General features: G+C 65.7%; 9 protein-coding genes. 4 read left to right on the top strand and 5 right to left on the bottom strand.

Features of this window, described 5'->3' with window-relative positions; translation table 11 throughout:
• Nucleotides 1-51: 51 nt before the first annotated feature.
• Entirely contained in the window at nt 52-609 is a 558-nt protein-coding gene (locus ACFY5D_RS18245) for a YceI family protein (RefSeq protein WP_387533153.1), read from the bottom strand.
• Nucleotides 610-837: 228 nt separating this feature from the next.
• Here ACFY5D_RS18245 and ACFY5D_RS18240 point away from each other — a divergent pair, with 228 nt between their 5' ends.
• The 4 genes from ACFY5D_RS18240 to ACFY5D_RS18225 all read left to right on the top strand — a co-directional run bounded on the left by ACFY5D_RS18240 (nt 838) and on the right by ACFY5D_RS18225 (nt 8,319).
• On the top strand, nt 838-1,860 hold the full coding sequence (locus ACFY5D_RS18240) for an LLM class flavin-dependent oxidoreductase (protein ID WP_387533150.1): 1,023 nt from the start codon (nt 838-840) through the stop codon (nt 1,858-1,860).
• A 37-nt stretch (nt 1,861-1,897) separates the two neighbouring features.
• Nucleotides 1,898-2,359, top strand: coding sequence for a hypothetical protein (locus tag ACFY5D_RS18235; protein ID WP_387533147.1), 462 nt, complete (start codon nt 1,898-1,900; stop codon nt 2,357-2,359).
• A gap of 1 nt (nt 2,360) precedes the next feature.
• A complete protein-coding gene (locus ACFY5D_RS18230; protein ID WP_387533144.1) occupies nt 2,361-3,989 on the top strand; it encodes a DUF5671 domain-containing protein in 1,629 nt (542 codons plus the stop codon).
• 427 nt (nt 3,990-4,416) lie between these two features.
• Nucleotides 4,417-8,319 carry an endo-alpha-N-acetylgalactosaminidase family protein gene (locus tag ACFY5D_RS18225; RefSeq protein WP_387533141.1) on the top strand — a complete coding sequence of 1,301 codons (3,903 nt, stop codon included), beginning with the start codon at nt 4,417-4,419 and terminating at the stop codon, nt 8,317-8,319.
• A 505-nt stretch (nt 8,320-8,824) separates the two neighbouring features.
• On the opposite strand, the gene ACFY5D_RS18220 is transcribed toward ACFY5D_RS18225, so the two are convergent.
• The 4 genes from ACFY5D_RS18220 to ACFY5D_RS18205 are packed head-to-tail and all read right to left on the bottom strand — an operon-like array spanning nt 8,825 to nt 12,654.
• Nucleotides 8,825-9,817 (bottom strand): Lrp/AsnC family transcriptional regulator, encoded by a 993-nt coding sequence (locus ACFY5D_RS18220; protein ID WP_387533138.1) that lies wholly within the window; start codon nt 9,815-9,817, stop codon nt 8,825-8,827.
• Between the two features lie 57 nt (nt 9,818-9,874).
• A complete protein-coding gene (locus tag ACFY5D_RS18215; protein ID WP_387533135.1) occupies nt 9,875-11,122 on the bottom strand; it encodes an amidohydrolase in 1,248 nt (415 codons plus the stop codon).
• Nucleotides 11,123-11,165: 43 nt separating this feature from the next.
• A complete protein-coding gene (locus tag ACFY5D_RS18210) occupies nt 11,166-11,897 on the bottom strand; it encodes a hypothetical protein (protein WP_387533133.1) in 732 nt (243 codons plus the stop codon).
• A 25-nt stretch (nt 11,898-11,922) separates the two neighbouring features.
• On the bottom strand, nt 11,923-12,654 hold the full coding sequence (locus ACFY5D_RS18205) for a DUF5058 family protein (protein WP_387533130.1): 732 nt from the start codon (nt 12,652-12,654) through the stop codon (nt 11,923-11,925).
• Nucleotides 12,655-12,961: the final 307 nt, after the last annotated feature.

Below are 12,961 nucleotides of genomic sequence, written 5' to 3'. Positions count from 1 at the left end.
ACACCCGGCAGCCCGTGGGCCCATGGCCCACGGGCTGCGCGTTTAGTCCGTTTAGGCCTGGGCATCCTTGACGGCCGAGATCTCGAATTCGAGCAGGACCCGCTCGGAGACCAGTACGCCTCCGGAATCAAGCAGCTGGTTCCAGTTCACGCCGAACTCGCGCCGGTCGATGCGGCGGCTGCCCTCGAAGCCGGCCCGCAGGTTCCCGTAGGGATCGGTTTCGACGCCGGTGAACTCGATCGGGACGGCAACCTCGCGGGTCGTGTCCTTGATGGTCAGTTCGCCGTTGACGATGAAACTGTTCTCTTCCACCTGGTCGATGCGGGTCGAACGGAAAACAATGTTCGGGTACGTCGGCGCATCAAAGAAGTCGTTGGTTCGCAGGTGCTTGTCGCGATCGGCGTTTCGCGTGTCGACGCTGGCCACCTTGATCGTGATCTCGACGCCGGACTTGGAGATGTCCTCCACGTCGACGTTGATCACTCCCTCGACCTCGTTGAAGGCGCCCCGCACCTTGGTCACCATGGCATGGCGCGCACTGAATCCAATGCGCGTGTGCGTCGGGTCAAGTCGCCACGTACCGGCATATGACGGTTCGAGCTTGGTCATTGTTTCCCCTCTGGTTGTCATGCGGGCCGATAGGTCCCCAATAAAAGTTCAGACTACACAACGCAATCGGCGCTCGTCCTCAAGGTTTCAAAAACTTTTGTGCAAACTTCGATTGCGCCGCACGCCGATTGCGGGGCGGCGGGCGGCGTGCATCACGTGCGGGAATAGTATTGCCCCGGAATTGGCTGTACCTGAAGTACATAGTTTTGCATGCATAGAGGGTGGATCGTGAAGAAAATTGGATTTCTGACCTTTGGCCATTCGGGAGGCTCCAGCAGCTCCCCGGTGCCCACGGGTGCCGACGCCGTGCGCCAGATGGTCGACCTGGCCGTGGCGGCCGAGGAATCGGGATTCGACGGGGCATGGCTGCGCGTGCACCACTTCGGCAACTCGATCTCCACGCCGTTCCCGCTGATGGCCGCCATGGCGGCCAAGACCACGACGCTCGAGGTCGGCACCGGGGTGATCGACATGCGCTACGAAAACCCGCTCTACATGGCCGAGCAGGCCGGCGCCGTCGACGCCATCAGCAGCGGACGGTTGCAGCTGGGAGTCAGCCGTGGTTCACCCGAGCCGGCCCGCGACGGCCAGCACCAGTTCGGCTACGACCTGGAACCGGGCAACAGCTGGGCCAACGAGACGCGCGAGCGCACCGCACTGTTCCGCAAGGCCATCTCCGGGGCGGGCATCGCCCACCCGGTGCCCGGCGGGCACCACCACAACGGCCAGGACGAGCTGCTGCCGATCAACCCGATCTCCCCGGGCCTGGAAAACCGGATCTGGTGGGGCGCGGCAACGATCGGCTCGGGCCTGTGGACCGCATCGGTGGGCATGAACCTGCTCTCCTCCACGCTCTTGCTGGAGGACGACGGCCGGCCGTTCCACGTGCTGCAGGCCGACCAGCTGCGCCAATACAAGGAGGCGTACGCAGCAAGCGGCCACACCACCGGCGGCATGACGGCCGTAACCCGCAGCGCGTTCCCGATCACCACGGACAAGGACGACCTGTACTTCGGGCGCCGTGAACGCGGCGACTCGGTGGGCTACCTCGACGGCTCGGTGGCGCGCTCGGGCCCCACCTATTCCGGCTCCCCCGAAGAGGTCGCGCAACAGTTCATGGACGACGAGGCGATCAGCGAGGCCGACTACGTGCTCTTCGCCCTGCCGAACCAGCTCGGCGTGGACTACAACGCCCACGTCATGACCGAGATCGCGAACATCGCCCGCGAAATCGGATGGAAGGCCGGATAGGGCAGCCGCGCCGCGGTTTCCGCTGCATAATTGATGCATGAAAAGCCTACCCAAGGCCGGGAAACGCACCTCGCTGATCCTGCTCGGCGCTACGGCGCTCCTGGTTGTTCTGGCGTTCGTGTTGGTGCTCACCCGCGGGGCCGGCGCCCCGGTGGATCCGCGCTCCCCCGAGGGCGTCGTGCAAAGCTACGTCACCTCGTTGCTGGCCGGCGACCAGGAACAGGCCGCGGCGCTGCTGACGACCCAGGCAACCAAGGACTGCCCGTTCGGGGCGAACCCCGACCGGACGGATCTGCGCGTTGCGCTGCTCTCCACCAAGCTGACCGGCACCGGCGCCACGGTCCTGGTCTCGATCACCGAGACCAGGGTCCGCGGCCCCTTCGGGCTGGGCGAGTCGGGATACGAGGATTCCTTCGTACTGGTCCCGCGGCAGGACAGCTGGGCCATCAACTCCGCGCCCTGGCCGCTGCTGGCCTGCACGGCCCCGGCGGTGAAGTGAGATGACCACCCCCGCACAAACATCGGGCGCACAGGCCACGGGCGCACTGCCCACGGTGCGGCGCCTGGTGCTCTACATCCTCTTCTTCACGCTGGTGTCCATCGCGGCCTCGGGCGCAGCGGGGTTGCTGGCCATCGGCCTGGATCCCTCGGAGCTGACGGGGACCGATCGCACCTCGGCCCTGGCCAGGTCGATCGCCTTCCTGGTCATCGCGGGCCCGCTGGCGCTGCTGCTCTGGCGGTGGCTGGCCAGGAGGCTGTTACAGCCGGCCGAATCCGGGGCGCCGGCCTGGGGCCTCTACCTGGCCGCCATGTACGCCACGGCCCTGATCGCGGCAAGCACCGCGCTGTTCTCCCTGCTGGGCAACCTGGCCTCCGGACGCACCGACGACTGGGCGCGCGACCTCGCCGGGGCGCTGGTCTGGGGCGGGGTCTGGTGGTGGCACCAGCGAATCTGGCGCGACGCAGTGCGCACGCCACGGTTCCTGCCGAACCTGCCGGGGATCCTGGGCAGCTGGTACGGCTTGCTCGTGGGAGCCACCGCGGTGGCTTCGGCGCTGTCCGTGCTCTTTTCCGCCGCGCTTGATACGTTCTTCCCCGCGCCCTCGGTCGGCAGCCCCTGGTGGCAGGGCGTGCTGGCGCAGCTGCCCTGGATCGCCGGCGGCGTGGCCGTGTGGTGGTGGCATTGGGTGCGCAGGGGCATGGGAACCGTGCGCGGCGGTTTCGCCGACGTCGCGCTGGTTCTCGTGGGCGCCCTGGCCGCGGGCTCGGCCACCCTGGGCGGCACCGGGTACTTGCTGTACACGCTGGGCAATGCGGCACTGCGCGGACTCTCGTTGCAGCTGCTTGCACCCGCGCCGCTGGCGCTGGGCACCGCGATTGCCGGCGCCCTGGTCTGCAGCCTCGCGCCGTCCTGGTTCGCCGGACGTTCGGCAGCCACCGTTGAGGCCGGCCGACAGGTGGTCTCCGGGCTGGGTCTGGCCGCGGGAGCCTCGGGGCTCGGGGTCTGCGTCAACGCATCGCTTGCCTCGCTGACTCCCCCGCTGGCAGGCAACAACACCCGGAGCCTGCTGCTGGCCGGCGTGATCTGGCTGGTGCTCGGCGCACTGACCTGGTGGCGGGCCTGGCGTCCCGGGCAGCCTGCGGATCCGCGCGGACGCAGGGTATACCTGGTGGCGGTCTTCGGCATCAGCGCCGTGGTCGCCCTGATTGCCCTGCTGGTGGTGGGGTTCCGGCTCATCGAGTTCTTCCTGGAACCCGGCAGGCTGGCCTCGGGCCTGCTCGAGTCGGTCCGCGCACCGGTCGGGTTGCTCACCGCCACCGCGCTGGTTTCGCTCTACCACTTTGTCGTCTGGCGCGCGGACCGAACCGTGCTGGAATCCACCGACACACAGCGGGGCGTCGTCCTGGATTCGATACTCCTGGTGGCCGGCGGCGACGCCGGTCCCCTCCGCGCCGCCCTGGCCAAATCGACCGGTGCCCGGGTCAAGCTGCTGGGCCGGGCCGGGGACGGATTCCAGGCCACCGAGGAGGACCTGGCCGCGGCGATCGCCTCGGTGGACGGCACGTCCCAACGGATCATGTTGCTCGTGGAGGGCCCCGGCTCGGTGCGGGTCATCGAGCTGGATTAGCACCCGCCCAAGGCGAAATCGCGGAAATCACCTGCGGCGCCGCCCGGATCCCCTTTTCAGGGAAACCCGGGCGGCGCCGCTTTGCGCGGTGGGCGACGTATTGCCCGGTCGCCGTCCACACGGTGGCCTCGGTCATGGCATGCCGGGACGACCGCGGACATTACCCACCGCTCTGGGTCCGCCCCCGGGAATCCGCAATCCACCGGACCCACCAACAGCGCCAGCCGTCGAGCTGTTGATATGGATCACAATTTTGTCAAGGTGTACAAAAGTACTGAAATTTGGCATTTTTACAGAATTACTTTACCAACAACTATGAGCCATGCCACACTCTTGTTGTTATCCATAACATGATCGTGCGGTTCGGCAATGCGTTGGGTGGGGACGTCGCGTGGGCCGGGGCCGTTCGCAATTAACTAGGAGCACGATGCGAAGTTCACCACGTAAGTTCCGAAGGGCCGTCGGCCTGACCGCCATCGGTGCCATCACCGCGTCCGCACTGGTTCCCTTTGGCATGACAGGGGCAACGGCCCTGCCCCAGACCACCGAGGGATCAATTGGAACCATTTCCTCCCAGGAACTCGAGGTCACGGTCTCACGCGACTTCCCACAGGTCCTTAAGTACACCGAGGCGGCCACGGCGGCATCCATCGACGGCAGCACCGCTCCGATCGACGAGATCAAGGTCAATGGCGAGACCCACAAGGTCGAGGTGACCTCGACCCCCTCGGGCGGCTCGGCGATGGACTACCGGATCACCGTTCCGGGGATTCCCGGCGCGGTCATCGAGGCGCGCATCAGCGTCGAGGACTCCGTCATGACGTTCCGCGTCACGGGCATCACCGACGGCACCGCCACCAAGATCCGCACCCTCGGCATCCCCGGGAACAACCTGGTCAGTGTCTCCTCGACCAGCGCCGGCGCACAGGTCGCCACGGCCAACCTCTCCGTGGACCGCGCGAAGTCCGGCGACACCTTCACGAATGTCACCGATTCCACCCCCGTCGACGCTGCCCCGAAGGAGTCGGCATTTGCGCTGGCCACCACCGGCGAGCTTGCGGCAGCGCTGGAATCGAACTCCTTGTATGACACGTCCTCCGGCTCCGGCTACCGCAGCCAAGGTCGCTTCAAGCGCCAGGCCGTGAAGGACGGAGAACACGTGCGCGTCGGCATCGCCAGCGGCGACTGGCTCTACCGCGCCAACGAGTCGAACGAAACCGAGGAGCTGCCGTGGTCCAAGGTGAAGATCACCGCGGACGCCAACGGCGACGCCTCCGTCAACTGGCAGGACGCGGCCATAGCCCTGCGGGACATCGCGGTGCTTCCCAACCGGGGCGACGACGTCAAGGACAAGGTTGTCCAGCGCATCCCCTTCAACTTCGCGTCCCAGGCCACGCACCCGTTCCTGCGCACCCTGGACGACACCAAGCGCATCGCGCTGGCCACCGACGGACTCGGCCAGTCGGCCATCCTCAAGGGATTCGGCAACGAGGGACATGACTCGGCCAACACCGACTTCGCCGACAACTACAACACCCGCGCCGGCGGCCTCAAGGACCTGAACCAGCTACTGGAGGCCAGCAAGAAGTGGAACGCCTCCTACGGCGTCCACATCAACCAGACCGAGGCCTACCCGGAATCGAAGTTCTTCTCCGACGACCTCGTGGACCCGAAAGCCAAGGGGTGGAGCTGGCTGGACCAGTCCTACTACATCAACCAGCGCAAGGACATCCTCACGGGCAACCTCGCCGACCGCGTCAAGAAGTTCCGCGAGCAGACCGACGAGAACCTGGACATGGTCTACGTCGACGTCTACTACCAGTACGGCTGGCTGGCCGAGCGCCTGCAGAAGGAACTCGTCAAGAACGGCTTCCGGGTCAGCTCCGAGTGGGCCCACTCGCTGGACCGGAACAACACGTGGTCCCACTGGGCCACCGACGAAAAGTACGGCGGATCCAACAACAAGGGCGTCAACTCGGACATCATCCGCTTCGCGCTCAACTCGCAGAAGGACACCTGGAACCCGCACCCTCTGCTCGGCAACGCGAACATCGTCGAGTGGGAAGGCTGGACTGGCCAGACCGACTACAACGCCTTCTACCAGAACATCTGGAAGAAGAACCTCCCGGCCAAGTACCTGCAGCAGCAGGAGATCATGAACTGGCAGGACGACCGGATCGACTTCACCGGCGGCATTTCCGTCACCGGAACCTCGGCTGCGCACCGGGTCATCACCGACGGAGGCGCCGAGGTGCTGCGCGGCGACACCTACCTGCTGCCCTGGGCCGCCGACGGCACCTTCGACGCCAGCGGCAAGGAAGCCAGCAAGCTCTACCACTACAGCGCCAAGGGCGGCACCTCCACCTGGAACCTGCCGGAGCGCTTCCGGCAGAACGGCGGCTACAAGCTGTACAAGCTGACCGACACCGGCCGCGAGCTGGTCGAGCAGCCGCGGGCGAGCAAGGGCAAGATCACGCTGACGGCCGAGGCCGGACAGCCCTACGTGCTGGTGGGCGACGCCCGCCCGGCACTGCCCCAGAAGCCCGCATTTGGCGAGGGAACCCCCGTCTCGGATCCCGGATTCAACGCGGGTTCACTCAAGGCCTGGGACCCCTCCGGCTCGGCAACCACCGAGCGCAACGCCAAGGGCCACACCGTCGCGGTCCTGGGCGAAGGCCCCTCGGCGATCACCCAGCGACTGGGAAAGCTTGAACCGGGGACCTACTCGGTGAGCGCCTGGGTCGAGGTGGAACCGGGACAGACCCGGGAGACGACCCTGTCCGTCGAGGGCAAGGGCACCGAATCCGCCGCCAAGACCATCCGCAGCTCGAGGGCCACCAACTACGTGGCCGCCGACGAGAAGCACGGCACCAATTTCCAGCGCCTGCGCGTGCTCGTCGACGTGAAGGAATCGGCCACCCCCACGCTGCGCATCGCCGCCGGCGAGGGTGCTGCCAAGGTCCGCATCGACGACGTGCGGGTCGTCGCCACCTCAAAGGTTCCCACCACCGGCGTCATCTCGGAGGACTTCGAGGACATCGACCAAGGCTGGGGCCCCTTCGAGAAGGGCAACGCCGGCGGGTCCACCGACCCCCGCACGCACCTGGCCGAACTCAACGCGCCCTACACGCAGTCCGGCTGGAACGGCCAGAAGACCGACGACGTCATCGACGGCAAGTGGTCCCTGAAGTCCCACGCCGAAAACAAGGGCCCCAACGGCGGCCCGGGACTGGTGTACCGGACCTCGAACTACACGGTCCCCATGACGCCGGGCCACGAGTACCGGGTCAGCTTCGACTACCAGAACGCCCTCGCGGGCGAATACAACTGGGTCGGCGGCTACGCCTCGGCCAACGGCACGGTCAAGACCCAGACCAAGGCGCTGCCGCGCCAGCTGGACACGGCCCGCTTCAACGACACCATCGTTGCGGGCGGTTGCGGCGACACCTGGGTCGGACTCGAACGCGTCGGCGGCAACTCGGAAGCCGACTTCTCCCTGGACAACCTGCTGGTCGAGGACCTCGGCAAGGCGGAAATCATTCCCGCCTGCGGCCAGGTCTCCGTCGCGCTGGAGGGCGACGTGATCAAGCAGGACCAGGACAACACGTTCACCACGACGTTCACCAGCGACGAACCCGCGGAGATCAAGGACCTCGAGGTGGCCCTCGAACTCCCCGAGGGCTGGACCGCCACGGCGAAGACCGCAAACACCGCGGCCACGCTGGCACCGGGCCAGAAGCTGAAAACCACCTGGACAGTGGTGCCGCCGGCCTCAGCCGACGGCGACTACACGGTCGGCACCACCGCGTCCTACACCACCACGGCTGATCCGGTGGGCGCACGCACGGTGTCCGACGACGTGGCCGTCTACACGCTGCCGGCACCGCCAACCGGCACCGTCTACGCCAGCGACCACCAGTGGGTCAGCGCGGACAACGGCTGGGGCCCGGTGGAGAAGGACAAGGCCAACGGCGAAAACGGGCAGGGCGACGGTCCTGCCATCACCCTGAACGGGGTCGTCTACCCCAAGGGCCTGGGCGCGCACGCGCCCAGCACCGTGCGCTACTACACGGGCGGCAAGTGCACCTCCTTCACGGCGCAGGTCGGCATCGACGACGCGCAGAAGACCCTGGGCTCGGTCGGCTTCACGGTGCGGGCCGACGGCAAGTCCGTCGCCAGCTCGCCGGTGATGCGGGCAACCAGCACGACCTTCGCGTTGAGCGCGGACATCACCGGCGCCGAGTACGTCGACCTGGTGGCCGACGTCGCCGGGGACGGCAACGGCAACGACCACGCGGACTGGGCCGACGCCAAGTTCACCTGCAAGTAGGCGATCGAAGCAAGGCGGTTGGGGCCCTGGCGCCCGGGATTCCATCCCGGGTGCCAGGGCCCCTTTCCATGTCACAGGCCGTCCCCGCAAACAACACCGCAGTGAAACAACGATGGCGCCGGATGACTCCCCCGCAGGGGAACGTCCGACGCCATCTGCGTTGTTGACCGGCATTGTTGCCTACTGGCTATGCAGTGGCCACGATCGTCGTGGTCGAGATGGCCGTTGCGAGGTCCGCCCCGACCAGCGCGTCAACCATCATGGTTACCGCACTAGCAGTCATGGCACTTGCTTGGACCGGGTTTGTTTCATTTTTCCCGGATGGCACGATTCGGGTGGGTGAAGCCGAATGTTCCGAACAGTTGGGCGACCAACTCGTCATGGGCGTGCCCATCTGCGCTGGATACTAGGGTGTTCCCGCCGCGTGAACTGGGAGCGCGGGTTCTTGTGGCACGGGCGAAAGAACGACAAGGATCAGGGTAACCCCGGTGTTTCACCTGCTCTTTTACCCACGGAAATACTGCGCGGGAAGCTTGCCCTTCTGGTAGGCGACCGTGCTGCGCTTGTAGATCTCAGCGAAGAGCGAGATCTTGATGTCACGCACTCCCTCCTGAGCCGCGATGGTCTCCGTGACCTTCCGCAGTTCCGACAGATTCCGGTTTGCACTTTGCACCAAAACCGCCCCGGAAACGTTGGCTGCCCAACGCGTTGTGGAAAGATCCGCCAGGTAGCGACCCAAACCATCAACCTTGCCGGGCGCGATTTGCACCGTCAGCAGGCTCTCCACGGGATACCCGATGGTTCCGGGGTCAAGGATCGCCCGGACATGGATTGCGCCTTCGGCGATGAGCGTATCCAGCCGGCGGCTCGCGGTGGTCTTGGATACTCCGAGATCCGTGGCCATCTCATCGATCGTCACGCGGCCATTGCTGCGCAACAACTCGAGCAGGATTCGGTTCTGGCTGTCCAGCGGTGACATGCCCAGTTCCGTATGGCGGGTGATCAGCTCAGGCGCTTCGCTTGGGCTGAGTCGTTCGTACTGTTCGTTGGAGAGGATGTCCGGACGCCACCCCGAGACCGTACGGTAGTAATCGAAAACCGGCTCGAGCGAAAAATCCCGCACGCCCTCAACCCGGGCGAGCTCTTCGTAGAGGAATGAACCCACGCGTTGTGGTTCGAGGAACAGCTCAACGATGCATTCGCTGGCACCGGCTAGCGAGCTGATCCAGTGGGTCTCCCCCCGGCCGGCCAACCACGTGGCGACGGCATCCATTTTGGCGGGCACGGCGTCCACGCGCAGCATGTATAGATCCACCGGGGCCACGGCAGTGGGACTGGAAAACGACTGGACCCGCACGTTGCCCGAAGCCAGCAACTTGTTGGCGCGGCGGGCCACGGTGCGCTCCTGCTGACCGAGCACCTCGGCGATGAGCCTGAACGGGGCCCGTCCATTGCGGATCAGGGCGGCAACGATCTGGCGGTCAAGGTCGTCGATCATAGCTAATATCTTGCCATGCGCGGCGGCGGTGCCCGCACCGCCGCCGCGCCGGTACGGCTACTTGCCCAGGTATTCGAGCAGGACCGCCAAGGCGGCGCCGGTCCCGTTGATCACTGACAGTTCTGCATCCGGTGCGAACTGCGGCGAGTGGTTGCCGGCCGGGCTGGCACCGTCGGCGAAGGCCTGGTCGGCAAATGCTCCGAAGGACCAGAACACTACCGGGACGCCGATGGCGTCGCCCAGCCAGCCGGCATCTTCCGACCCCATGCCCAACGGCGCACTGATGACCGATCCCTCGCCGAATCCTGCCTCCAGGGCTTTGGTCGCGCGGACGGTGTGCTCTGCGTCGTTGAACAGGCGCGGGAAGCGGTTGATTTCCACGATGCCCGGTTCACCGATGCCAGAGGCCTGCGCCTCGGCGGCGACGATGCGGCGGATCGAGGACAGGACCTTGGCGCGGACTTCCTCGTCCGGGGTGCGCACATTCAGGCTGAACTCGGCGGTTTCCGGGATGATGTTCTCCTTCAGTCCCGCGTGGAAGGTGCCGACGGTGACCACGGCAGGGGTCATCGGGGCCAGTTCGCGCGAAACGATGGTCTGCAGTCGCATGACCATCGAGGCGGCGGCGACGATCGGATCCAGCGAGTTTTCCGGCTGTGAGCCGTGGGCCTGACGACCGCGCACGGTGACCCTCCACGAGTCGGCCAAGCTGGCCATGTTGCCCGGACGCAGCCAGAACTTGCCGGCCTGCAGGGGCATCACGTGCTGGGCCAGGACAACCTCGGGACGTGGGGCCTTGTCCCACAGCCCGTCGTCAACCATGGCCTTGGCACCCCAGGCGGTTTCTTCGCCGGGCTGGAAGATGAACACCACGGTGCCGTGCCACGCGTCGCGGCTTTCGCTCAAGTACTGGGCGGCGGCCAGAGCCGCGGTGATATGGGTGTCATGGCCGCAACCGTGCATGGTCGGGGCTTCCTTGCCGTCGGGCAACGTGCCGGTGGCGGTGCTGGCGTAGTCCAGGCCCGTTTCCTCGGCGATGGGCAGCCCGTCGGTGTCGGCACGGAATCCCACGACCGGACCTTCGCCGTTGGTCAGCAGGCCCACCACGCCGGTTCCGCCCGAGCGGAAGTGCTCGATTCCCAGCTCGTCGAGTCGGGCCTCGATTGATTCGGCCGTGCGGTGTTCCTCCGAGGAAAGTTCCGGGGCACGGTGGAATTCCTTGTACATCTTCACGTGCTCTTCAACGAAGCTGGCAGTGGTTTCGATGCCTTTGGCGAGCTGAACGGTGCGCTGGGAGTCGGTCATGGGGGTCCTTCCGGATCAGGTGGATATTTTGGTCGTGTAGTTGTTAGTGACCGACGGCCGGCGGTGCAGCGGGTGCTTGCGTCGTCTCGGTGCGCTTGCGCGCGAACCAGGCGATGATGATCACCGAGACCACGCTGATTGCGGTGGCGACGTTGGTCAGTGACGGGGCGGCCTTGACCACGCCGAAGACCACGACGGCCGAAACGATAGCGGCGATCAGGGTGGTCCGTAGGTTCTTCATCGCAACCACCGTCTGGATGGTCACCGCACCGAACACCGCGGCAAGGATGTAGAGGCGGGCCACGGTGATGACCGATGCCGGCAGCAGGCCCAGCAGCCAGGTGCCGAGGATGCCGACGAAGATGATCAGCGTGACAATGTGAACCGTAGCGGCGCCGATGATGGCGGCGCCGGCGATCAGTTCGGCGCGACGGGTGCCCGGCTTCTCGTTCAGGTCGGTCTGGGCGATGATGGCCGCGGGCAGGAGCTTGTTGGCGATGTTGCCGATCATGAACGCCTGGTACATGGCCGAGCGTCCGAGGATCGGATAATAGGAAATCGGTTCGACGACGGCAATGATGCCGAAGGTGGCGAACACGATGCCGAAGGCCGCCCACAATTCATGGCCGGTGATGCCCAGGCCCGTTCCGAACGCGGCGAACAGGGCCGCTCCGAGTGAGATCAGGAAGCCGAGCCCAAGGGTGATCGGCCCCCAGATGGAGGTGGTGCGGTCAAACTGGGCAAGCCCTGTCAGCGTTGAGTTCTGAGTAGTCATGAGTTCTTCTCCTGGCCTCGGACGGTTAGGCGGTAACTAGGAAGGCGGCGGCGAGGGCAACGAAGATCGAGATGCCCAGTCCCCATTCACGCAGCCAGGGTCGTTTCAGGTACTTCGCGGCGAGGATGCATAGCCCCATGACGGCAGCGGAAACGATGATGGTGAGCACGTGCACCCCTGACTTCACCGTTTCGCTCAGTGCGAGGGTGAAGAATGCCGCCAGGATCGCGGCGGTCGGAACCACGGTCATGACCGCCGGGTTGACCTTGCGCAGGGTCTTGTCACCCTTGGAAAGCAGTGGGGTGAGAATCAGCGCAGTGAGCATCCAGACCAGGCCACCGAGGGTCATTGCGGCAAAGCCGATCGCGAAGACCTTCTGGGTGTAGCTCGGGCCACCCAGTTCGGCACCCTGGCTCTGTGCGGCCAGACCCGCGGCGGCCACGTCGAATGCCGCCGATCCAACCAGTCCGATGCGGGTCAGTACGGCAGGGGTTCCGAACAGTGGCAGCAGGGAAATCGCGACCAGGGCCACGGCCAGGGATGGGCCGATGGCGGCGATTCCACCGCGGCGTACCGAGCCCAGGACCTGGGCGTCGGTCAGGTCGGCCGCGGAGGCCGCCTTGCGGATGGCTCGTAGGTAAACGATCGACTGGAGCACAATGACGGCGAAGACCGCAGCCGCACAGATCCAGAGAACAGGATGGAAGGACACTGGGCTGAGGTCAGTGGAACCCGGGTCTACGGCGAAGCGAAGCATTCGCACTCCTTTGGAAGTTCAGGTGGTGATTCTGGTGCAACACACACTACATCAAGTGTGACGCCCGTCATGTCAAATTAATACAATATGAACTCACAGAATGTCCGATAGTCAATTCTTTTTCGCATAAATGTCGATATTCACCGTTCAGTGGTCGCCGAGAGATGCCCCGGGGTGCCGTCCGCGGCCTTGGCGCGGGAAAAACAGCGGGCCGCTGTGAGGGTGCGAGCGGCGATCGAGACGATGCCGGGCTGCGCAACGGCGGGCCGCTCGATCCGGGGTGTGTCCCCTCATATGGGATTGTCGT

Source organism: Paeniglutamicibacter sp. NPDC012692 (assembly GCF_042901625.1).
Lineage (GTDB): Bacteria > Actinomycetota > Actinomycetes > Actinomycetales > Micrococcaceae > Paeniglutamicibacter.
Note: the sequence above shows the minus strand (reverse complement) of the source record. Positions and strands in the feature narration are given on the sequence as shown.